Consider the following 20,360-nt stretch of genomic DNA (forward strand, 5'->3'; position numbering starts at 1 on the left):
ACCAGTTCAGTTGGGGAGGCTCAGGGGCTGGCGCACCATTCTGGACAGCCAGATGTCGCGTTAGGAATTGGTTGAACTTGCTACTCTTAGCTCAGACAGTCCGGGGCCGCTTAGCGCGCGCCCTTCGAGTTGACGTTCAGACGGCCTTCTTCAGGCTCTCATCCAGATAGATCTCGCGAAGGCGCAGGGCCACTTTGCCCGGCGCGCCATCGCCCAGCGCTTTGCCGTCAATCTCGACCACTGGCATCACGAAGGCTGAGGCCGAGGTGAAGAAGGCCTCGTCGGCATTCTGAGCTTCTTCGATGGTGAAGTTGCGCTCTTCGATTTCCATCTGGGCTTCTTCGGCGAAACGCAGCACGGCAGCACGGGTGATGCCGTGCAGGATGTCGTTGGACAGACCGCGCGTGATGATCTTGCCGTCTTTCACGATGTAGACATTGTTCGACGTGCCCTCGGTCACGAAGCCATCTTCGATCAACCACGCGTCATCCGCACCCGCCGCCTTAGCCATCATCTTGCCCATCGACGGGTAGAGCAACTGTACCGTTTTGATGTCGCGACGGCCCCAGCGGATATCTTCGATCGAGATCACTTTCATCGGCTTCACGGTCTCGGCCAGACCCGGCTTGTTCTGCGTGAACAGCACAACGGTCGGCTTCACCTTTTCAGGGTCCGGGAAGACAAAATCACGGTCGCTATCCGCCCCGCGCGAAATCTGCAGATAAACCAGCCCCTCGTCGATCTCGTTCACGCGCACCAGTTCGCGGTGCACTTCAAGAAGGTCCTCTTTCGAGATCGGGTTCTCGATCCCCAGCTCGTTCAGCGAACGGGCCAGACGCACAGCGTGACCTTCGAAATCGATCAGCTTGCCGTTTAGCACGCTGGTCACCTCGTACACCGCATCGGCAAACAGGAAACCACGGTCAAAAATCGAAACGCTCGCCTCGGTTTCGGGCAGGTATTCTCCGTTCACATATACGGTGCGGGTCATGAAAGGTCTCCTTGATGTGACGCTACGGGGTATTTGACCCACGCGGCGTTTCCTGTTGGGCTGTTGATACAAATACCGACGCCAGAGTCAAAGGAAACCCTATGCCCAGCGCCACGCAATCCGCCGCCATCATGTTGACCGCCGGGATTGGCATTCCAGTGCTGGCCGCGCTGAACGCCGCTTTGGGTCAGCGGATGGGGTCGCCGATTGCGGCGGGATTGATCTTGTTCGTGGTCGCGTTCCTGACCACTGGCGTTGTGTTCTTGATGTCCGGCGCATCGCTGAAAGGCGCGGTGGGATCGCCGCCGCACCTGTTTTTCGCGGGCTGCCTTGTGGCGTTTTACGTGCTGACAATTACCTGGGTTGCGCCCAGCTTTGGCGTCGGAAATGCCGTGTTTTTTGTACTGATCGGGCAATTGATTGCGGCAGCGACCATCGACCACTTTGGCCTCTTCGGTGCGAATGTCACGCCCCTGACCTTCTGGCGCGTGGCCGGAATTGCGGTCATGGGTCTGGGCGTCTTTCTGACCCAGATTGCAGGACGTGGCTGACATCAGCCCCAAAGTGCCACGCTTGGTGGGTGCACACCTGCATCGTCAAACAGAAGCGGCGTCTCTCGATCTTCGGCCAACAGAAGCGGCCCGTCCAGATCCGTGACCATCGCGCCTTGCGCCACCAGCGTCGCAGGCGCCATCGCCAGTGACGAACCAACCATACAGCCGACCATCACCTGATAGCCCTCGGCCAAGGCAGCCTCGCGCAGGGCCAGCGCTTCAGTCAGGCCACCGGTTTTGTCCAGCTTGATGTTCACCACATCATACTTGCCCTTCAGCTTGGGCAGGCTGGTGCGGTCATGACAGCTTTCGTCGGCACAGACGGGCACCGGGCGCTCCATCCCGATCAGCGCATCATCTTCACCCGCGGGCAAAGGCTGTTCAACCAGATCAACGCCCAAACGCACCAGATGCGGGGCCAGATCGGCATAGACCCCGGCCGACCAGCCTTCGTTGGCATCAATTATGATGCGGGATTTGGGCGCACCAGCACGCACAGCTTCAAGCCGAGGCATATCATCCGGCGTGCCCAGCTTGATCTTCAGAAGGGGACGATGCGCGTGCTTCGCGGCCTGCGCCTGCATCTCGGCAGGTTCAGCAAGCGACAGCGTATAAGCAGTAATCTCGGGCCCCGGCGCAGTCAGCCCGGCCAACTCCCACGCGCGCTTGCCCGCGCGTTTGGCTTCCAGATCCCAAAGCGCACAGTCAACTGCATTCCGCGCAGCCCCGGCAGGCAACAAGTCATAAAGCGCCGCACGGGTGATATCGCTGGGCAGGCCCATGATCTCGTCCGTCACACTTTCAAGCGTCTCGTCATAGCGCGCATAGGGGACACATTCGCCCCATCCCGCATGATCACCATCCTGAACCCGAACGGTCAGAACCTTCGCTTCGGTCCGCGACCCGCGCGAGATGGTGAACACCTGCGCCAGTTTGAACACATCAGGAGTGACTGAGATTTCCACGCGCTTGTCCTCTTTTTCTTGTCAGAAATATCCCGGGGGTCTGGGGGCAGAGCCCCCAGCCACCATAGCTGCTAACGAACTATCAGATCGCCTCCAGCGCATCCACCAGCTTGCCCGCGCCATAACGGAACGGGTCGGTCGCAGGCAGACCCATGTCAGCTTCGACCTTCGCCAGATAGGCTTTGGCATCGTCATCCGACATATGCTGCGTGTTGACCGAGACGCCGATCACCTGACAATCCGGGTTTGCCACCTTGGCTAAGTTCAGCGCAGTGTCGCGCAGCGCTTCCAGCGAGGGCTGAGTGTATTCCGGCAGGCCACGCATATGCTCGCGGGTCGGTTCGTGCGCCAGAACCAGTGCGTCCGGCTGACCGCCGTGGATCAGCGCCATGGTCACGCCCGAATAAGATACGTGGAACAGGCTGCCCTGACCTTCGATGTGATCCCAGTGATCTTCGTCATTATCCGGCGTCAGATATTCGACCGAACCCGCCATGAAGTCCGCGATCACAGCGTCCAGCGGAACACCATCGCCAGTAATCAAAATACCGGTCTGGCCGGTGGCGCGGAAAGTCGACTTCATGCCGCGCTTGCGCATCTCAGCGTCCATACACAGGGCGGTATACATTTTGCCGACCGAGCAGTCCGTGCCCACGGCCAAACACCGCTTGCCGGTGCGTTTCTTGCCGTTTGCAATCGGGTATTCAACCTCGGGGATGCGCACGTCGTGCAGCTCTTGACCAGTCGCTTCGGCCACGGCGACCAGATCGGGTTCGTCACGCAGCAGGTTGTGCAGTCCCGAGGCCAGATCAAACCCTTCCTCAAGCGCGGTGACCAGCACTTTTTTCCACTCTTTGGAAATCACACCACCACGGTTGGCCACGCCGACGACCAGCGTTTTGGCGCCAGCGGCTTTGGCTTCCTCCAATGTCATGTCGGTCAAACCCAGATCCGCGCCACAGCCTTCCATCCGGAATTGGCCCACGGCATTGTCAGGGCGCCAGTCGCGGATCCCGATGGCCACTTTAGCTGCCAGTTGGTCGGGCGCGTCGCCCAGGAACAAAAGATACGGAGTCTTGATCATGGCCGTGGCCCTTTCGATGAGTGGTGGGAATATCCTTCGCGTCATTTTGATGATTAATCAGCGGATTTTCTTCCGAACTCCCTTCGAAACACGACAATTTCGCAAATTTCTCCGTCAAATCGCCACCTTCAAGCAACTTTCTTCGACACAATGTCGGCTTGACCAAGAATCCACCCAAGATGCTGCGAATGCAAAATAACCTTGCGGGCATCGCAGCAATTTAATAACGATTGCACCCAAGAAATCGCAACATCATTACCGAGAGGCCCGCAATGTCCTTCCGACTGCAACCCGCCGCCCCGTCCCGCCCGAACCGCTGCCAACTGTTTGGCCCGGGTTCGAACACCAAGCTGTTCCCAAAGATGGCGGCCTCTGCTGCTGACGTGATCAACCTTGACCTCGAGGATTCGGTGGCGCCCTCGGACAAGGACGTGGCCCGCGCCAACATCATCGAGGCGCTGAACACCATCGACTGGGGCAACAAATACATGTCGGTGCGGATCAACAGCCTCGACACCCCGTATTGGTATCGCGACGTTGTGGACCTGCTGGAGCAAGCAGGCGACCGCATCGACCAGATCATGATCCCGAAAGTGGGCTGTGCGGAAGACGTCTATGCCGTGGACGCACTGGTCACAGCGATTGAACGCGCCAAGGGTCGCACCAAGCCGGTCAGCTTTGAGGTGATCATCGAATCGGCCGCAGGTATTGCGCATGTGGAAGCCATCGCTGCCGCGTCGCCCCGCCTGCAAGCCATGTCACTGGGCGCGGCTGACTTCGCAGCATCGATGGGCATGCAAACCACCGGGATCGGCGGCACGCAGGAAAACTATTACATGTTGCGCGACGGCGAAAAGCATTGGTCGGACCCGTGGCACTGGGCGCAAGCCGCCATCGTCGCCGCTTGCCGCACCCACGGCATCCTGCCGGTCGACGGCCCGTTCGGTGACTTCTCGGACGACGAAGGCTATATTGCACAGGCCAAACGCTCGGCCACTTTGGGGATGGTCGGCAAATGGGCCATCCACCCGAAACAAATCGCCTTGGCGAACGAAGTTTTCACCCCGTCGGAAGAAGCCGTATCCGAGGCCCGCGAAATTCTGGCCGCGATGGAACAGGCCAAAGCCAATGGCGAAGGCGCCACGGTCTATAAGGGGCGCTTGGTCGACATCGCATCGATCAAGCAAGCCGAAGTGATCGTCGCCCAAGCCGAGTTGATTGCAGGCTCGTAACAAAGAAGCATGGCGGGCAAATAGCTGCCCGCCGCGCCCTTCACATCGCCAGCGTTTTAGACGAGATAACTGCCGCCACGGACAGCAACATCAGCATCGTGAAATACCAAGCAGGCAAAGCCCGGTGCGTCTGCCCTGAACGTCCCAGCAGCGCGGCCACATAGTCGTTGAAAATTCCGCTCATGACACCCTCCGTCGATCGTACTGTCATGCGATAAACGCATGGGGCGCGATTTTCCGTCGGAAGGGTGAAGAATTTTTCAAATCATCAGAGCATACAATTTGACCCGCAGCGTCACGCGATCGGCAGGTGGATCTCGGTCAGAAGCTCTTCGGGCGCGACCTCGCGCGGGTTGTTCAGATAGACCTCGTAACAGGGCGCATCACGCGGGGTCTCCCCGGATGTCGGCAGCCACTGACCGTATAGCCAATCATAGCCAGATTTCAGCGTCGCATATGGTCCCTTGAAGGTCAGCACGGCAACGCGTCCAGCGGGCATCTCGACCATGTCGAACCCGTCTGGTGTATCACCGCCCTGCCACTCGGCCCCTGCGAAGCTGCGCAGGTCGCTTTCAGCCACAGCCTGAGGATCATCGAAATACGCCCCCATCATCGCGCCGCATTGGTGCCAAATGTCGCGTGAAAACAGCATAGTGCTGACTTTCTCGAACTTTAGGCCGATCTGCATATAAGCGCCCTTGTGATGCAGGCCGATCAAGCGGCGCTGACTGACGTCTCGAATTTCAACCGGGTACATAGTCATATCTCCGTCTCGTTGTAGAAGCGCCGGGGCGTCCAGCCGACCGGCCTTGCGAAAAGCGTTCGGGGTCATCCCATACGAGGCCCGGAAGGCCTGTACGAAACTGCGCGGCTGGGGATAGCCACATTCCACCGCAATCACATCAATGGGGGATTTCTCGCGGATCAGTCGACCGGCGGCACGATGCAACCGCATTCGCCGCACGACCTGTGCGCAGGTCTCACCGGTCATCGCGTGAAAGACGCGGTGCCAGTGAAAGCGCGACATCGCCGCTACATCGGCAAGCGTATCCAAGGACAGATCCCCAGCAGGGTTGTCATGGATATAACGCAGGACGCGCAGCAGCCGATCTTCGTAACGCATGGGAAACCTTTTGTGCTTTTCACCTGTCTTGTGCCAAGAAACGGATGCATAAATCTTGCGAAGTTTTGCGCCGCCGAAAGCGGGCAACAGTTGTAATACCCCACGTCAAGCGGCATATAGCACAGAACGACACGAAACGAGGCTTAGCTATGAACAACTATCTCGAGTTTGAAAAACCGCTGGCTGAAATTGAAGGCAAAGCTGAAGAGCTGCGCGCGCTGGCACGCAACAATAACGAGATGGATGTCGAAGGCGAGGCGCAGGCGCTGGACGCCAAAGCCGACAAGCTGTTGAAAGAGCTGTATGAAGACCTGACCCCATGGCGCAAATGTCAAGTTGCGCGCCATCAGGACCGCCCGCATTGCCGCGACTATATCAACGCGCTGTTCACCGAATACACGCCCTTGGCTGGCGACCGGAACTTTGCCGATGACCACGCGGTCATGGGGGGTCTGGGCCGCATTGGCGACATCCCGGTTGTGGTCATGGGGCAAGAAAAAGGTCACGACACGAAGACCCGCATCGAACGCAATTTCGGCATGGCCCGTCCCGAAGGCTATCGCAAAGCCATTCGCCTGATGGATCTGGCCGACCGTTTTGGCCTGCCCATTGTCGCACTGGTCGACACGCCCGGCGCCTATCCCGGCAAAGGCGCGGAAGAGCGCGGCCAGTCAGAAGCCATTGCCCGTTCGACCGAACGCTGCCTGAACGTGAAATCCCCGATCGTCTCGGTGGTCATTGGCGAAGGTGGCTCGGGCGGTGCGGTTGCACTGGCGACCGCGAACTCAGTCATGATGCTGGAGCATTCGGTTTATTCAGTCATCTCGCCCGAGGGCTGCGCCTCGATCCTGTGGAAAGACGCCGAGAAAATGCGCGAAGCTGCCGAAGCCCTGCGCCTGACTGCGCAGGACCTGAAACAATTGGGTGTCATCGACCAAATCATCCCCGAACCCATGGGCGGCGCCCAGCGCGGCCGCGATGAAACCATCGCAGCCGTTGGCAGCGCAATTGAAGCCGAACTGAAGAAGCTGATGAAGCGTCAGAAGGGCGACAAGCTTCTGCAGGAACGCCGCGAAAAGTTCCTGAAGATGGGGTCGAAGGGCTTGGCCGCCTAAGCTGAGTGGGAGCGATGCTTTAATGGGTAATCGTGCCCCATTCGACCCATGCGGGCGGATGCACGTGATATTCTCTATCTAAATCTGCTTTGCAGGACGAAGCGGGCATCGGCACATTGAAGTACGATGTCCGCTCCTTTACGCCTAGAACTTGCTGATCGAGTTTCCTCCGTCGGCAATTATGGCACTGCCGGTCACGAAGGATGCGTTGTCAGAAAGCAAGAACGCTGCAACTTGCGCGATTTCTGTCGGTTCTGCCATACGCTTTAGTGCATGCAGGCCACGCACAACCTCGTGGAACCCTGGATCATCTCCTGCCATGGCTGTCATGGTTCCCCCCGGCAGGAGCGCGTTGACACGGATGTTCTCGGCGCCATGTTCCGCCGCGAGTACCTGAGCCATCCCAATCAGACCTGCTTTGGTGGCCGCATAGGCAGCCATACCAGGCAATCCTATCGTGTGCCCCACAAAAGAAGACGTAAATACGAGAGACCCACCGCCGTTCTCGCGCAGTGGTGGTAACTGATATTTCGCGGCATAGAACCCGCTGGTCAGATTCACATCGATTACAGCTTGCCAGTTGCTGGTCTGCATATCAGGGACAGGACCCATGTCCCCCGTCGTTCCCGCGTTATTGAACGCACCGTCGAGACCACCGAACTCATCTTTTGCACAGTTCACAAGAGCCTGAGCGTAAGTTTCGTCGCTGACGTCACCGGGAAGACAAACGGCACGTCCGTTGCTTTGCAAGATCTGCCCCACAAGTTGGTCAAGTTCAGCTTTCCTGCGCGCGCCAAGGACAACGTTGGCCCCATGGGAGGCGAGCAAAAGAGCGGCTGCCGCTCCAATTCCGCTGCTTGCTCCGGTGACGATGAATGTTTTGTTGTTGAGTTGCCTTTCAATCGTTGGATGATTATCGACTAAGGCATCTACATGCGTACGAGCGATCCGTTTCTTGCGCTGTCTGACGGCGACCAAGGCAATGCGCAAGATTCGGGTCGGCCTATGCCCGGCCTGAAAAGTGACATTCGCGCCCCGCAAACTGGGCTCAAACGGCCAACACCCTCGTTATGTGCGCCTTCTAACGGGCAGCATTTCAAAAGTCCCGCAAACCATCACACTTTCGTTGGGAGGGTTGGAAAGTTTGTCCGCGCAATCTGAAATGGCCTAAGCCTTTACAGGCATCGTGCATTCTTGGTCGCGATGCCAAGAAGTTGACGAGTGGCCTCACAATCACGGCATCGGAGCTCGGTATGAGGCACCGCAGAGTGATCCATCAGCCCGCGATCAGCTGGGCCAGCTCGCGTGCCAAAAGGTCATGAACAACCTGAATTCGGGGGCTTGATCTCATTTCCTTGTGCGTGACCAACCAAATTGGCGAAGCAATTGGTGCTAGGTCGGGAAAGACATTCACGACATCCGGCGCCAATATGGCGATTTCCTTCACCATGGCAGCAATGCCTTTGCCTTGCTTCACCATCTCCCAGACCACGACGGATGAATCCGACATCAACCGGAAATCGCTGGGATCCACCTTGAACCCAAGAGTGCGCAACATGGCAGCAAGCCGGGTGGCGTCACCAAAACCGATCAGGTCCGTTGCTGCCAACGCTTCGGGAGTGCTGGGCACCCCATTGTGCTTAATCCAATCAGTAGACGCGTAGAATGCGGCAGTCGTATCTCCGACATGGTGCCCCACAAGACCGGGTTGTTCTGGACGCGCATGCCGGATCGCAATGTCTGCTTCCATCTGGTGCAGGTTGGCATGCGTATCAGAGGCAATAATCTCGATAGAAACCAACGGCGCTTTGGCTTTCAGACGCGCACAGATGTCGGGCAAAACATAGGCCGAGTAACTGTCGCTCGCACTGACCCGCACACGACCGCTGACAGCCTTCGGGCTACCGTTTGCAACCAGCATTACAGACTGCGCTGCGTCCGCCATCTTATCAATGTGGCGCAGAAGCTCGGCACCCGTTTCGGTCAAGACAAGCTTGCGCCCCACACGATCAAACAAACTTAGCCCCAAGAATTCTTCAAGGGACTTTACCTGACGCGACAGGGTGGGTTGCGTCAGTCCAAGCTGCTGTGCCGCCGCCGACAATGTGCCGGTTGTGGCTGTTGCGTGAAACCCGCGCAGAGAATTCCAGTCAATCGACTTCATGCAAATACGTATATAGAGTATGAGAATTTTCGCAATTTACAAATATTGCGCATATGGCGATTTCCTTTCCAAGACGCCTTACATGAAACGAAAGGGACGCCCCATGCGCATCACGACCAAAGACACCAAGCTTACCGGCATCTGCATGCTGTCAATTATCGCCGTTGGCGTTCTTAGCATCTCACCCGAGGTGGATTCGACCGACTTTCTGACCTCCGCTGCACAGAACGCGGCGAAGGTCACATTGAGTGGGGTCAGTCAGTTCGTTGTCGCACTGCTCTATCTTGCAGTTGCAGCAATGCTTTTTCCAACCATAAGCATGAACGGAAACAAGCGGGCAATTGGCTATCTTTGCCTTACAGCAATTGGTGTCGCGCTTATCGCTGTGGGTGGCGTAATTATATCAGGAATTTTGGTCTTCAGTCAGGAGCTAGCACGCACTCCTGTGCAGGATCCAGCGATGGCCGAGGTTGTTGGCCAGGTTCTTAAAATCTCACGAGATTTCACCAATCATGGTTACATGGTTCTTGCGCTATCTCCGGGCAAAATATTGCTGTGCTCTGTGTTTTACACTTCGGGCTTCATTCCACGCACCCTTGCGGTTGCCGGGATTGTTGCAGCCATCATATCCATGACGGCAAGTTTGCTTGTCCTTTTCCAAGTCATCGATGTTGTCACGACGGAATACATCGCATTGAACACGCCCACAGCGCTTCATGAAATTATTCTTGGGCTTTTGTTCATCTTCAAAGCACGGCCATTGGCGCAGGGTGGACCCGCAATGCTCATCCCCGGATATCCGTGGCAGCACAAAAGCCTCTAAAACGGGCGCAAAGCAGTCACCATATGGCCCAAGCATTGACTATCGCCCAGCGCCTAAACAAGACCATCACGCTTTCGTGGGGCGGGTTGGAAGCCCGGCGCGTATCCCCAATATTCACGGGACCACATAACAGGAGGGCTCCGCGTGGATTGGAAAGCATTTCTTGCCGAAACCGAAGGCAATATTGGACATCTGGCCAAGGACGTTCCGGCCACGATGAAGGGGTTTGGGCAGATGGGCGCTGCGGCCAAGGCCGACGGCGCACTGAGCGAGAAAACCAAAGAGCTGATTGCCCTTGGCATCGCGATCTCGACCCGGTGTGACAGTTGCATCGGTTTTCATGTGCGTTCGTTGGTGCGTCTGGGCACAACATTGGACGAGCTGAACGAAGCTCTGGCGATGGCGACCTATATGGGCGGCGGCCCCTCGCTTGCCTATAGCGCCAAGGCCCGTGAGGCCTTCGAGCAGTTCAGCGCATAGCCTCTGTCTGAGCGCGCATGAACACCGCGCTCAGATCTTGGCCTTCGGTCCATAGATGGGCCTGCCAACCGGCCTTTCGGGCCGCTTCGACATTGGCAGCACTGTCGTCGACCAGAAGATGGTGGTGCGGTTTTGCCCCTGTATGCGTAATGGCCGCCTGAAAGAACGCAGAGCTTGGCTTGGCAGCGCCCAGCGCGGCCGAGCATAGCATCCCGTCGGCAAAGTCCCGCAGCCCCAGAACATCCCACAGATACGCGGCTCGCGCTGCTTCTTGATTGGTCGCAAAATAGACCTTCACGCCCTGCGTCCGCAGATCAGCGATAGACGAAAGAACCGCGTGATCCAGCCGTGCATCTTTCCGAAACCAGTAATCAATAAGCGCCTCGGCAGTTACTAGCGGCGCGATGGTCGCAAGCGCATCTGTCAAAGCAGGGCGAAGTGGCTTCTGCCCCGTGACAATTTCCGACCAATGACAGCCGAAAAACTGATCGCGCAGAGCGTCCGTGGGTACCCCCAAATCAGTCTCAAGCCCGGTCGACCAATCCGCACCATCTTCGGGGCGACCGGTGACGACAACCCCGTCCACATCCATCATAAGGTGCGAAATCATCTGGTTACCACATCGTTGTTTTCGCCCGCTCGGGCCATTCCTTGTCATAACTGGCACCGTCAAACGCGCCGGATGTCATTTCTTTCAACATATCCCCAACGCTGGGCAGGTTAGCGCTCTCGTCACCCGCGCTCCACAATCGGGAGCGCATTATTGCACGGGCACATTGGGAATAGATCTCGTGGATACGAATGACGGCCACGGTCCGGGGTTGTTTCCCGGTTTTCTCGAACCGAGCACGAAGGTCGGGATCAGCGGTCAGCTTGGCCTCGCCATTCACACGCACGACATTGTTTGATCCGGGCACCATGAACATCAGGGATACGCGCGGATCACGGACAATATTGCGCAAGCTGTCGATGCGATTGTTGCCCCGCCAGTCAGGCAATGCAAGGTGGCGCTCATCCAGCTCAAGTATCACGGGGCCATCATCCCCGCGCGGGCTGCCATCGGTGCCTTCAGGCCCAATTGTCGTAAGAACACAGAAACGCGATGACTTGATCCAATCCCGATAGGTCGGGGTCAAACGATCGGCCACTTTGATCAGCGACGCCTCTGCGGGGGTGTCGTAAAGCGCTTCAAGCGCCTCGGCGGTTTCGATGAAATCCATTAGGTCTCGATCTCCTTCAGCCCGGCCTCGCGCATCAGCGCGTTCGAACCTGTCTCTACCGCATCCTCGACCCGCTCCATGAACGCGTCCAGAGCAAGGCCGGGTTCTATCGGGTCATGGAACTCCAACACTGCCACCCCCGGATATCGCATGATTCCATGACGTTTCCAAAACACGCCGACATTGGTCGAGGCGGGCACAACAGGCTGCCCAGTCTCGTTGTACAGAACGCCTGTCCCAACCTTGTAGGGTTTCTTCGAACCGGCTGCGACGCGCGTGCCTTGGGGGAAAATCACCAACTGGCCGGGCTTCTTTTGGCCATCCTTCACGGCAGCGACCATCTGCTTGATCGCAGCACCCTTCTTGCCACGATTCACCGGAACCGAGTTGGTATAGATCGCGTAGATGTTGATAATCGGCGCCCACTTCAGTTGGCTCTTATAGATGAATTTCAAGCGCGGCAGGACCGACGCCAGCAACAGGATGTCAAAGAACGACTGGTGCTTGGCAGCAATCAGCACTTCGCCTGTCGGAACCTCGCCCCGGATTTCGCTTTTCAGGCCAACCATCCACGAGGCCGTCCAACGCACCCAGTTGCAATAGAAGTGGATCACTTTGAACGCGTTGTCGCGCTTGATCCAGACCAGAGGCACGCCCAGGAAACCTACAAGGGGCAGCATTATGTACATCTGTGTGATGAACAACAGCGACCGGACCCATTGGATTGCGTTCCACATTAGCGTTTCTCCTGCAGGGTACTCAAGGCGGCGTGACGTGTGGCGAAGAATGCCACCAGCGCCGCGAATGGAGGGATCAATAGTGGCCAGAGCCATTCTAAGCCTTGCAGGCCAAGGCCAGTCAGGAAGCCCCCCTCGGGCCCGGCAGCAGGCGGCAGAAACAGTGCTAGCATTCCCAGAACAGTGCCAACAGCTGCGCCTCCGAAAGCGCGCAAAGTATAGCGGCGTACAAATGCGCGGGCGATATAGCTGTCGCGCGCACCGATCAAGCGTAGCACGCGAATGACCTGTTCATTGGCCGCCAGCGCGGCAGACGCCGCCAGCGTAATCACAACCCCGGCTAGCGTTGTGATCAGCGCAATTGCAATCCACCCCAGCGAACGGAGTCGCGTTGCGGATTTGACCAGCGGCTCCCGCCAACGCGCGTGATCGTCCAGAATTGCGCCCGGAGCCTCACCGGCCAGTCGCGCGCGCAGCCCGTCCGCGTCGATGCCTTCGTCGTCCTCGATTACTTCGACAAGGCGGGGGATGGGCAGGCGATCCAGTGGCAGATCGGGGCCGAACCATGGTTCAAGCAGCGCGCGCTGCTCGTCTTCACTTAGCGGGCGGGCTTCTTTTACGCCGGGGGTCGTCGCCAGAATTTCGGTCACGGCTAGGATCTGTGCATCCATCTGATCGACCGGTGCCGAGATGCGAATCGTCGCGCTTTTCGCCAGAGCCTCGCCCCAGCGATCCGCCAGACGCCCAGTCGCCAATGACAGCGCCAAGGCAAACACAGCAAGAAATGCCATCGTTGCCGAGGCAAAAACCGTCAGGCGAGCCGTGAATCCCGTGGGCGGCACCACACGATCTGCCTGCGCGTCGCCCAAGATCAGGCGCGCCAATTTGGACAGTGGCTTGATCATAGATTCGCCCCCGCCACCGCGACTTGATGGTTTGAGATACGCAAGACACGCGCCTGAACTTGTGACTTGGCCGACCTGATCAGGTTCATATCGTGCGTCGCGATCATCACGGTCTTACCCATGCGGTTCAGCTCGACCAGCAATTGGAGCAGACGTAAGGACATTTCCCAATCCACGTTGCCCGTCGGCTCGTCGGCTAAAATGACGTCCGGAGACATGATCACCGCACGGGCCAGCGCAGCGCGCTGACGCTCGCCGCCGGAAAGTTCGGGCGGCTTCGCCGCCTGCTGCCTATCAAGACCAACCCAGGTCAGAAGCTCTTGCAACTCAGATGGATCATGAAGCGAACGGCCCGACACCGTCAGTGGCAACATCACATTCTCTGCAAGGCTTAAGTGGTTCAAAAACTGGCAATCCTGATGGACAACGCCTATTCGACGACGCACGTTAGCCACATCATCGCGCTGCATCTCACTGACGTTTTTGTCAAACAGTTCCACTTTGCCCTGCTCGGCCACAAGCTCGCCATAACACAGCTTCATCAATGTGGTTTTACCTGCCCCCGATGGGCCCGTCAGAAAGTGAAACGACCCTTGCGCCAGTGACATTGTGACACCGGACAATAGGGTTCCAGTACCATAGCCATAAGCGACCTGTTCCAGCTCGATCAATTTGATGCCCCCGTGCTTGTCTGTGGCCAGTTGTGCCCCAGCTAGAGAATTGTTTCAACGTGAGACACAGGAGTGTTTGATTTTCATTACATTTATGCTCATATTGACCCGGATTAAGGTTTGGGGTTTCCAGCCACATTCAGGGGAAAAGAGAAAAGATGCGTTTGGTTTGCCCCAATTGCGGTGCGCAATATGAAGTTGATGAGCGCGTAATGCCCGAAGCGGGTCGTGACGTGCAATGTTCGAATTGTGGTCATGCGTGGTTCCATACCCCTCTCCACAATACGAAGACCAGCGTGGATAAACCCGCTGAGCCAAAAATTGAGATGCCTATTGCGGCTCCGCCCCCGCCGCCCGAAGAACGTCCGGCGCTTGATATAATCGCTGCGTTCCGGGACGATGCTGTTTCTGAATCCAAGCCGAGTGTTGAAGACGAACCTGCCCCGAAGGTTGAGCCCGCCTTGGGATCAGAGCCACTAGAAACTGCAGAACCTAAGCCCGAGGCGGCCCCAGAGCCGGATTCCGAATCCGCCGCTGACGACATTCCTGCGCCTGCTCGTCCCGCCGCACCGACGTCCGCTGCAACTATACGCGAAGCTGTCAGTGACGAGGTCAAACAGATCCTGCAAGAAGAAGCTGAACAGGAACTGCGTGCCCGTGAGAGCGAACAGAAAAGCGTCGAAACGACGCCAGCTCCGGACGTGGGTGCTGCACCCGCCCCGGATGAGGATGATCTTGCTGCACGCATTCAGGACCTTAGCGACGAAGTAAACGCCGCTCAGGAAGAAGAAGCGCAGTCGACACCCATACAAGCAGACGTTTCTCCGAAAGAGTTGGTCGCAAAAGCGCCCGCGGTTGAGCCAGCGGTTCAAGAAAAAGACCTACGTAGCCGCGACATCCTGCCCGACATCGAAGAAATCAATTCGACCCTCGACGCGCCAGACACGCCGGAGGAGTCCGGGATTGACCTGTCTCCGACGGAAGACGTTCCGGTCGCCAAAGGAGGAGGATTCCGCCGAGGCTTTAGGCGAACCTTACTGTTGGCCATAATCTTGGTAGGCATCTATTTCCTAGCGCCTTTTGTTGCAGGTCGTTTCCCGCAAACGCAGGGCTTCATGGACGGCTATGTCGCAGTTGGTGACACAGTGCGGGTGCTGCTAGAGAGTGCGATGCAATCTGCGATCGAAGCCATGCGCGGCCTGATGGAGACTGCATCAGAAAGCTAGAGCTTCTGCTGTGTCCCAGTTTCCAGCAGCATGCTCGCGCAATCCCAATTTGGCGCTCGAAAGGGCAACGTCAAGCCTGTTGTCCTTCCTGCAGATTGCACCTGAGCACTAGCGGGATGTCGGCGGCAGATGCGGTTAATGATGTGAACCGCCACGTGCCCTAAGGGGGGCGGGTATGGCGCGCGAAGCGATTCATAGAGTTATACATGGAGCGTGGCATGCCGCTCTGCCTCTAGTCAGACAATGGCGCGGAAATACCCTGCCGAGGCAGCTCAGGACTAGACTGCGGCAGTCGGTGCCAAGACAGCTTACATCCAGTAAATCTCGCCCTGCGAAGGAGTTGAAAAGAACTGATGATGGACGCGCCCGTGGCTTGGGTGTAGTGCGCAAGTCTGATCCCGCTCGAAGTAGACATCGGAGATGTTTATGGTGCTACCTGCGTTTGGTTCACGTCGTGGCGCGCGCTCTGGACCAGTCCGCGCCGCGCGCGCCCATTAGAAAGCCATCAGACAAGCGGGTATCGCAGTCAATGCGGCAAATCGCGTCAACAGTTTGAGCGCCGTCAAGTTTTCCATCCAGTAGCTGCCGGTATAATTCACACAAAATGACAAACCCTTTGGATTGCGGCGATAGTCTCAAGGCTGAAACCCCAGCCTTTGTTATGGCGTCAATTTGATGTGCCACACAGGCATGGGTGTCGGACAGGGTTTGCACCCCATTCATGGCCATAAAGGGTTGATCATCAACGGTGCGAACATCTAACCCATCAGGGTCATGTTCACAGGCAAACTGGCAATTGTCCTTGGTCCGGTCGTGTAGCCGAGCATGATAACATCGGCCAGAGATGGCCAACGGCAGCCTCCCGTGGCCCCAAACCTCAATGGTAACGCCGATTTTTGCCCCCGCGGTCGCGAGTGTTTCAACCGACTTCAGCGGCATTTCTGGTGGCAAGCAAACACGGTGCGCGCCGCGCGACGCAAGCCATGCAAGCGTGCCTTCATTGTAGACATTCACCAATGGGCCAACTGAAAATCTTGAACCCTTGGGTAGATATGGCAGAGCTGTCAGGTCATTGATTTCGACTTCCACCCCCATCTCGACCAACTCGGCCGTCAGCTTGCGTTCGCGCTTTAACGTAACCAGCGCGAGGCTTGTCAGAGCGACATTTTTGCCCGCTGCCAGCAAGGTCGCAATCGCGTCTGGGATGCAGTCTTGATAGAATGGCAGGCGTTTGGAACAGATGAGTTCACCCAGAACCACACGATCTACCGGAGCATCGGTCAGATCGTCATAGAGCGCAGCCCAGAAATCGGCTGGCCAAAAAACTGATTTGGTCCGACCGTCAGTTCCATTCTGTCATCTCCACGTTTTCTTATATGCGCCGGTCGTCATCGCTTGCCCTTCGGACAAACGCGCCAGCATTCCTTCTGGCAATGGCTTGCCGGCTTCTAAAGCATCAACAGCGGCACGGAAGTTGCGCACGACTTGCGCAACATAGGATCGCGACCGCTGACGTCCCTCGATTTTCAAAGCGGTCACGCCCGCCTTTTGTAGCTGAGGGATTAAGTGTTCAGCGTTCAGGCTGACTGGGTCTTCAAACAAGTGTCCGGTTTTGCCACCTGCACCAAAACAACCTTTGCACAAGGTCGGGTAAGGCGCGGGATCATTCTTGCCGACCCGGTGGATCGTATACCCGCCAAGTTGTGCATTTAGAACACCGTGATCATCGCTGTATTCAACATGGCTGGCAGGAGAGCAAACTCCGTTCATGTTGGGGGAAAGCCCAGTTGCGTAGGACGACAAGGAACACCGGCCTTCCGCCATGACGCAAAGGCCGCCAAACACGAATACTTCTGTTTCGACGTCGGTTTCGGCATTGATTGCTGCAATCTCGGGCACAGACAGGACGCGCGGCAGAACAACGCGTTTCACTCCGAATGTCTCGGCATAGAAGTTGATGACGTCGGCATTGGCCGCCGCCGCCTGAACAGAAAGGTGACGCCGAAGGCCTAGGTGGGTTTGCGCGGTATGGTCCAGAAGGCCCGGATCGGCGAGGATCACAGCGTCCGCCCCACAGGCTTCTGCATCTGCTACCGCCCTGTGCCAAATCGCTTCATCGCCCGCGCGGGGGAACGTGTTGATTGCCACCAAGACTTTGGCGCCATGTGCATGGGCAAAAGACACACCTTCACGCATTTCATTTCGGTCAAAGTTCAACCCTGGAAAGTTGCGGGCATTGGTCTCGTCAGCAAAGCCGCAGTATATGGTGTGCGCACCAGCTTTCACAGCGGCTCTTAACGCCGCAGGCGTTCCTGCGGGGCAGACAATTTCCATTACCATGCTTCAACCTCATCCGGTCTGGTCAGACTGACGCCGGTGTGGTGTTCCAAGAACGCCAGCGCATGCTGCAAGGGTTCTGCAAGTGGCCCTGACAGGCGCAACATCTCTTGTGACAGGTCTAACTCGGCATCATCCACCGCATTGCGCAAAGCAAGCGTGGCGGCTGTCTCTCCCTCGATCACCAGATCACGCGAGAAAAACAGTGCGTCTCCGTCAAATGCCCCATGAACAAGTCCAAGAAGCGCTGCAAGCGGCCCTGCGATACGCGCTGCCCCTCTGCCGGGGCCGCGGATCACGGTCACACGGGGAGTGCCACCATTCGGGTCAAGCAGAGTTCCTTCCCAGTGACTAGATATGGCCTTCCTAGTCTGTTGTCTGCTTCGGCAAATTGATGATTGTCAATTGCCCAGTACATTTCTGCTGTTATGCAGCCGGGGCTCTCTTTGTCAGGAAATCCCATGCGAACTTTGCCACCGTTCCCCAGCATGCGCAGCTTTCTAAGTTGGTGCGACAAGACAGAACAGTTTCAACCCGTTTCCGAGCCCGTATCTATTCGCCAGCAGATGACAGCTGTTCATCGCAACATGTTGGAACGCAAAGGACCTGTCTTACAGTTTGATCAGCCTGTTCTGTGCGATGGGTCCGCAGTGGACATACCGGTCGTGGTCAATCTCTTTGGCACTGCCGATCGTGTTGCATCGGGGCTCGGAATAACGCTGAACGAGGTCGATGACTTAGGGGCTTTCCTTGCGGCTCTCAGGACCCCAACCCCGCCAGACGGGTTGCGTGATACGTTGTCGCGCTGGCCGATGTTGAAAGCTGCCTTGGCAACACGACCAAAAATTGTCAAATCTGCCCCGGTCCAGCAGGTTGTTCTGGAAGGATCGGATGTTGATCTGGGCTCCATTCCTGTTCAGATACATTGGCCAGGTGATGAGGGCCCTCTGATCACGTGGCCCGTGGTCGTCACGAGACCGTTTGGTACCGAGAAGGCGGAAATCGAAACCTACAATGCTGGTGTTTACCGGGCGCAAGTTCTGGAGCATGAAAGGCTGATTATGCGCTGGTTGCCCCATCGGGGTGGCGCGGCGCATCATCGGACCTGGGCTCAGCAAGGTGAAAAAACGCCTATCGCCATCGTACTGGGCACCGATCCTGCGACTTTGCTATCGGCGGCGCTTCCTTTGCCTGAAAATGTGTCGGAACTGACATTTGCGGGCGCAATCAACGGAATGCGCCCGCGGATGGTTGCCGCTAAATCTGTGCCGCTGATGGTTCCTGCTGAAGCTGAAATCGTACTTGAGGGCTGGGTCTCTCCGACCGAAACAGCACTTGAAGGGCCGTTCGGAGATCACACAGGTTATTACAACAAAGCAGAGCGATTTCCTGTCATGCAGGTCACGGCCGTGACCCATCGAAAGCATCCGCTCTATTTGTCAACGTATACGGGCCGCCCTCCGGATGAACCTGCGATTATCGGAGAGGTGTTCAACCGCCTCGCTTTGCCGACCATACGTGCCCAGATCCCCGAGATTCGCGACCTTTGGCTGCCCCCAGCCGCATGTTCCTACCGCATGGCAGTTGCTAGCATTGATAAGCGTTACCCCGGTCAGGCCCGTCGCGTGATGATGGCGCTGTGGGGAATGTTGCCTCAGTTCAGCTATACCAAGATATTGATCATCGTAGACTCCGATATTGATGTCAGAAACTGGGACGATGTCGCGTGGGCGCTTGCCACGCGAATGGACCCTTCGCGTGATGTGATGCTCTTGCAAGACACGCCAATGGACTATCTTGATTTTGCATCCCCACATCCCGGATTGGCGGGGAAAATGGGAATTGATGCCACAACCAAAATCGACTCTGAAACCACCAGAGATTGGGGTGAAGTTATGGAAACCGCGCACGAGGATGCGGCGTTTGCCGCTGATTTGATTGCACGTCTGACGCCAAAGGTGACGACATGACAGCGCCGCGTGTTGTACTGGGTGTTGCAGGAGCTTCTGGGGCGGTTCTGAGCCTTTCGATTGCCCGGCAATTGAAGTCTCTGGGCGCGGAAACTGATTTGGTTACCAGTGTTGCCGCCGAACGAACACTGGCCGAGGAGTGTGGATCAGGGGCTCTGAGCATCTTGCGAACACTGGCCACGCGATGTCATCCTTTTTACGATATCGGCGCCAGCATCGCTTCGGGTTCGGTTGCCGTATCAGGGATGATCGTGGCGCCGTGTTCGATGCGGTCACTGGCTGCGATTGCACATGGTTTGGATGATAATCTTCTCACTCGTTCCGCAAGCGTACAGCTTAAGGAACGCCGTCGGCTGGTGTTGTTGACTCGCGAGGCGCCCCTTACGTTGGCTCACCTTCGAAACATGACGGCTGCGACCGAGCTAGGGGCAATTATCCTTCCGCCTGTACCGGCCTTCTATTTGAAGCCGGATAGCGTATCAGACATCGTCGATCAGATTGCCGCGCGTGCCATCGACCTGTTGGGAGTTTCGTCTCCTGTCGCGAGACAATGGGCTGGGGTAAATGAGCAAACTCGACGTGCAGAAAGCCGGGATGAGCGTCCTTGAGTTATCCACGCCCGCACGGTTGGCTCATCACACACGGAGCAATGGCAAATTCCAGTGCTACACATTTGATCATGCTTGGCGTTGCATTGTACAATTTTGGTTCTTTCGATGCTTTATCCGTGGCTTCTTCGGATTTGCCCGTCGCCAGTTTTTTG

Annotated in this window: 24 protein-coding genes; 9 read left to right on the plus strand and 15 right to left on the minus strand. The window is 57.1% G+C overall.

All coding sequences use genetic code 11. From position 1 onward, the window contains the following. Positions 1-136: 136 nt before the first annotated feature. Positions 137-991, minus strand: a complete 855-nt coding sequence (locus FIL88_RS16300) for a D-amino-acid transaminase (RefSeq protein WP_142854950.1) — start codon at positions 989-991, stop codon at positions 137-139. Between the two features lie 101 nt (positions 992-1,092). Between FIL88_RS16300 and FIL88_RS16305 the strand changes: the two genes are divergently transcribed. Continuing rightward, positions 1,093-1,542: a DMT family transporter gene (locus tag FIL88_RS16305; RefSeq protein ID WP_142854951.1), complete on the plus strand. Its 450-nt coding sequence runs from the start codon at positions 1,093-1,095 to the stop codon at positions 1,540-1,542. A gap of 2 nt (positions 1,543-1,544) precedes the next feature. Here the strand turns inward: FIL88_RS16305 and dgcA are convergent, their stop codons facing one another. Together dgcA and dgcN are read right to left on the minus strand one after the other, a co-directional pair. Beyond that, on the minus strand, positions 1,545-2,510 hold the full coding sequence (gene dgcA / locus FIL88_RS16310) for an N-acetyl-D-Glu racemase DgcA (RefSeq protein WP_142854952.1): 966 nt from the start codon (positions 2,508-2,510) through the stop codon (positions 1,545-1,547). 82 nt (positions 2,511-2,592) lie between these two features. After that, positions 2,593-3,594, minus strand: a complete 1,002-nt coding sequence (gene dgcN, locus FIL88_RS16315) for an N-acetyltransferase DgcN (RefSeq protein ID WP_142854953.1) — start codon at positions 3,592-3,594, stop codon at positions 2,593-2,595. Here dgcN and FIL88_RS16320 point away from each other — a divergent pair. Then, positions 3,593-3,793, plus strand: a complete 201-nt coding sequence (locus FIL88_RS16320) for a hypothetical protein (RefSeq protein ID WP_142854954.1) — start codon at positions 3,593-3,595, stop codon at positions 3,791-3,793. The two genes, dgcN and FIL88_RS16320, sit on opposite strands and share 2 nt — an antisense overlap. 73 nt (positions 3,794-3,866) lie before the next feature. Further along, on the plus strand, positions 3,867-4,826 hold the full coding sequence (locus FIL88_RS16325) for an L-malyl-CoA/beta-methylmalyl-CoA lyase (RefSeq protein WP_142854955.1): 960 nt from the start codon (positions 3,867-3,869) through the stop codon (positions 4,824-4,826). A 40-nt stretch (positions 4,827-4,866) separates the two neighbouring features. Here FIL88_RS16325 and FIL88_RS16770 read toward each other — a convergent pair whose 3' ends face one another. Together FIL88_RS16770 and FIL88_RS16330 are read right to left on the minus strand one after the other, a co-directional pair. Beyond that, on the minus strand, positions 4,867-5,010 hold the full coding sequence (locus FIL88_RS16770) for a hypothetical protein (RefSeq protein WP_185961007.1): 144 nt from the start codon (positions 5,008-5,010) through the stop codon (positions 4,867-4,869). Between the two features lie 111 nt (positions 5,011-5,121). Next, on the minus strand, positions 5,122-5,949 hold the full coding sequence (locus tag FIL88_RS16330; RefSeq protein WP_142854956.1) for an AraC family transcriptional regulator: 828 nt from the start codon (positions 5,947-5,949) through the stop codon (positions 5,122-5,124). Positions 5,950-6,098: 149 nt separating this feature from the next. On the opposite strand from FIL88_RS16330, the gene FIL88_RS16335 reads away from it, so the two are divergent. Next, entirely contained in the window at positions 6,099-7,064 is a 966-nt protein-coding gene (locus tag FIL88_RS16335) for an acetyl-CoA carboxylase carboxyltransferase subunit alpha (protein ID WP_142854957.1), read from the plus strand. A 144-nt stretch (positions 7,065-7,208) separates the two neighbouring features. Here the strand turns inward: FIL88_RS16335 and FIL88_RS16340 are convergent, their stop codons facing one another. Both FIL88_RS16340 and FIL88_RS16345 read right to left on the minus strand, forming a co-directional pair. Further along, positions 7,209-7,967 carry an SDR family oxidoreductase gene (locus FIL88_RS16340; protein WP_142854969.1) on the minus strand — a complete coding sequence of 253 codons (759 nt, stop codon included), beginning with the start codon at positions 7,965-7,967 and terminating at the stop codon, positions 7,209-7,211. A gap of 373 nt (positions 7,968-8,340) precedes the next feature. Beyond that, the gene (locus tag FIL88_RS16345; RefSeq protein ID WP_142854958.1) at positions 8,341-9,228 is read right to left on the minus strand and encodes a LysR family transcriptional regulator; all 888 of its coding nucleotides are present in this window, start codon (positions 9,226-9,228) and stop codon (positions 8,341-8,343) included. Positions 9,229-9,331: 103 nt separating this feature from the next. On the opposite strand from FIL88_RS16345, the gene FIL88_RS16350 reads away from it, so the two are divergent. Together FIL88_RS16350 and FIL88_RS16355 are read left to right on the plus strand one after the other, a co-directional pair. Next, the gene (locus FIL88_RS16350; RefSeq protein ID WP_185961008.1) at positions 9,332-10,051 is read left to right on the plus strand and encodes a DUF4386 domain-containing protein; all 720 of its coding nucleotides are present in this window, start codon (positions 9,332-9,334) and stop codon (positions 10,049-10,051) included. A 144-nt stretch (positions 10,052-10,195) separates the two neighbouring features. Continuing rightward, on the plus strand, positions 10,196-10,531 hold the full coding sequence (locus tag FIL88_RS16355) for a carboxymuconolactone decarboxylase family protein (protein ID WP_221931177.1): 336 nt from the start codon (positions 10,196-10,198) through the stop codon (positions 10,529-10,531). On the opposite strand, the gene FIL88_RS16360 is transcribed toward FIL88_RS16355, so the two are convergent. Genes FIL88_RS16360 through FIL88_RS16380 form a run of 5 tightly spaced genes read right to left on the minus strand, consistent with a single transcriptional unit; the run spans position 10,521 to position 14,064 of the window. Then, on the minus strand, positions 10,521-11,141 hold the full coding sequence (locus FIL88_RS16360; protein ID WP_142854960.1) for an HAD-IA family hydrolase: 621 nt from the start codon (positions 11,139-11,141) through the stop codon (positions 10,521-10,523). The two genes, FIL88_RS16355 and FIL88_RS16360, sit on opposite strands and share 11 nt — an antisense overlap. A 4-nt stretch (positions 11,142-11,145) precedes the next feature. Further along, entirely contained in the window at positions 11,146-11,751 is a 606-nt protein-coding gene (locus tag FIL88_RS16365) for a pyridoxamine 5'-phosphate oxidase family protein (RefSeq protein ID WP_142854961.1), read from the minus strand. Then, positions 11,751-12,488: a lysophospholipid acyltransferase family protein gene (locus FIL88_RS16370; protein ID WP_142854962.1), complete on the minus strand. Its 738-nt coding sequence runs from the start codon at positions 12,486-12,488 to the stop codon at positions 11,751-11,753. Before FIL88_RS16370 ends, FIL88_RS16365 begins: the two co-directional genes overlap by 1 nt. Continuing rightward, the gene (locus FIL88_RS16375) at positions 12,488-13,393 is read right to left on the minus strand and encodes a cell division protein FtsX (RefSeq protein WP_142854963.1); all 906 of its coding nucleotides are present in this window, start codon (positions 13,391-13,393) and stop codon (positions 12,488-12,490) included. Before FIL88_RS16375 ends, FIL88_RS16370 begins: the two co-directional genes overlap by 1 nt. Next, on the minus strand, positions 13,390-14,064 hold the full coding sequence (locus tag FIL88_RS16380) for a cell division ATP-binding protein FtsE (RefSeq protein ID WP_142854964.1): 675 nt from the start codon (positions 14,062-14,064) through the stop codon (positions 13,390-13,392). Before FIL88_RS16380 ends, FIL88_RS16375 begins: the two co-directional genes overlap by 4 nt. A gap of 158 nt (positions 14,065-14,222) precedes the next feature. Here FIL88_RS16380 and FIL88_RS16385 point away from each other — a divergent pair, with 158 nt between their 5' ends. Beyond that, positions 14,223-15,290, plus strand: coding sequence for a zinc-ribbon domain-containing protein (locus tag FIL88_RS16385; RefSeq protein ID WP_142854965.1), 1,068 nt, complete (start codon positions 14,223-14,225; stop codon positions 15,288-15,290). A 447-nt stretch (positions 15,291-15,737) separates the two neighbouring features. On the opposite strand, the gene ubiV is transcribed toward FIL88_RS16385, so the two are convergent. From ubiV to ubiT, 3 genes are all read right to left on the minus strand, one after another. Beyond that, the gene (gene ubiV, locus FIL88_RS16390; RefSeq protein ID WP_322788904.1) at positions 15,738-16,574 is read right to left on the minus strand and encodes a ubiquinone anaerobic biosynthesis protein UbiV; all 837 of its coding nucleotides are present in this window, start codon (positions 16,572-16,574) and stop codon (positions 15,738-15,740) included. Positions 16,575-16,646: 72 nt separating this feature from the next. Beyond that, complete coding sequence (gene ubiU, locus FIL88_RS16395; RefSeq protein WP_142854971.1) at positions 16,647-17,624, minus strand: ubiquinone anaerobic biosynthesis protein UbiU; 978 nt, start codon at positions 17,622-17,624, stop codon at positions 16,647-16,649. Continuing rightward, on the minus strand, positions 17,624-17,932 hold the full coding sequence (gene ubiT, locus FIL88_RS16400; RefSeq protein ID WP_407642371.1) for a ubiquinone anaerobic biosynthesis accessory factor UbiT: 309 nt from the start codon (positions 17,930-17,932) through the stop codon (positions 17,624-17,626). The genes ubiU and ubiT overlap by 1 nt, the downstream gene beginning before the upstream one ends. Positions 17,933-18,088: 156 nt before the next feature. Between ubiT and FIL88_RS16405 the strand changes: the two genes are divergently transcribed. After that, positions 18,089-19,597, plus strand: a complete 1,509-nt coding sequence (locus FIL88_RS16405; protein WP_142854967.1) for a UbiD family decarboxylase — start codon at positions 18,089-18,091, stop codon at positions 19,595-19,597. Beyond that, positions 19,594-20,205 (plus strand): UbiX family flavin prenyltransferase, encoded by a 612-nt coding sequence (locus FIL88_RS16410; protein WP_142854968.1) that lies wholly within the window; start codon positions 19,594-19,596, stop codon positions 20,203-20,205. Before FIL88_RS16405 ends, FIL88_RS16410 begins: the two co-directional genes overlap by 4 nt. Positions 20,206-20,360 lie beyond the last annotated feature (155 nt).

It is taken from the genome of Aliiroseovarius halocynthiae (assembly GCF_007004645.1).
In the GTDB taxonomy this organism is placed as follows: Bacteria; Pseudomonadota; Alphaproteobacteria; order Rhodobacterales; family Rhodobacteraceae; genus Aliiroseovarius; species Aliiroseovarius halocynthiae.

Bases quoted from the DNA above. Each gene is read 5' to 3' on its own strand.
- FIL88_RS16300 (WP_142854950.1), bottom strand. From the start codon at position 991: ATGACCCGCACCGTATATGTGAACGGAGAATACCTGCCCGAAACCGAG.
- FIL88_RS16305 (WP_142854951.1), top strand. From the start codon at position 1,093: ATGCCCAGCGCCACGCAATCCGCCGCCATCATGTTGACCGCCGGGATT.
- FIL88_RS16320 (WP_142854954.1), top strand. From the start codon at position 3,593: ATGGCCGTGGCCCTTTCGATGAGTGGTGGGAATATCCTTCGCGTCATT.
- dgcN (WP_142854953.1), bottom strand. From the start codon at position 3,594: ATGATCAAGACTCCGTATCTTTTGTTCCTGGGCGACGCGCCCGACCAA.
- FIL88_RS16325 (WP_142854955.1), top strand. From the start codon at position 3,867: ATGTCCTTCCGACTGCAACCCGCCGCCCCGTCCCGCCCGAACCGCTGC.
- FIL88_RS16770 (WP_185961007.1), bottom strand. From the start codon at position 5,010: ATGAGCGGAATTTTCAACGACTATGTGGCCGCGCTGCTGGGACGTTCA.
- FIL88_RS16330 (WP_142854956.1), bottom strand. From the start codon at position 5,949: ATGCGTTACGAAGATCGGCTGCTGCGCGTCCTGCGTTATATCCATGAC.
- FIL88_RS16335 (WP_142854957.1), top strand. From the start codon at position 6,099: ATGAACAACTATCTCGAGTTTGAAAAACCGCTGGCTGAAATTGAAGGC.
- FIL88_RS16345 (WP_142854958.1), bottom strand. From the start codon at position 9,228: ATGAAGTCGATTGACTGGAATTCTCTGCGCGGGTTTCACGCAACAGCC.
- FIL88_RS16350 (WP_185961008.1), top strand. From the start codon at position 9,332: ATGCGCATCACGACCAAAGACACCAAGCTTACCGGCATCTGCATGCTG.
- FIL88_RS16360 (WP_142854960.1), bottom strand. From the start codon at position 11,141: ATGATTTCGCACCTTATGATGGATGTGGACGGGGTTGTCGTCACCGGT.
- FIL88_RS16365 (WP_142854961.1), bottom strand. From the start codon at position 11,751: ATGGATTTCATCGAAACCGCCGAGGCGCTTGAAGCGCTTTACGACACC.
- FIL88_RS16370 (WP_142854962.1), bottom strand. From the start codon at position 12,488: ATGTGGAACGCAATCCAATGGGTCCGGTCGCTGTTGTTCATCACACAG.
- FIL88_RS16375 (WP_142854963.1), bottom strand. From the start codon at position 13,393: ATGATCAAGCCACTGTCCAAATTGGCGCGCCTGATCTTGGGCGACGCG.
- FIL88_RS16385 (WP_142854965.1), top strand. From the start codon at position 14,223: ATGCGTTTGGTTTGCCCCAATTGCGGTGCGCAATATGAAGTTGATGAG.
- ubiU (WP_142854971.1), bottom strand. From the start codon at position 17,624: ATGGAAATTGTCTGCCCCGCAGGAACGCCTGCGGCGTTAAGAGCCGCT.
- FIL88_RS16405 (WP_142854967.1), top strand. From the start codon at position 18,089: ATGCGAACTTTGCCACCGTTCCCCAGCATGCGCAGCTTTCTAAGTTGG.
- FIL88_RS16410 (WP_142854968.1), top strand. From the start codon at position 19,594: ATGACAGCGCCGCGTGTTGTACTGGGTGTTGCAGGAGCTTCTGGGGCG.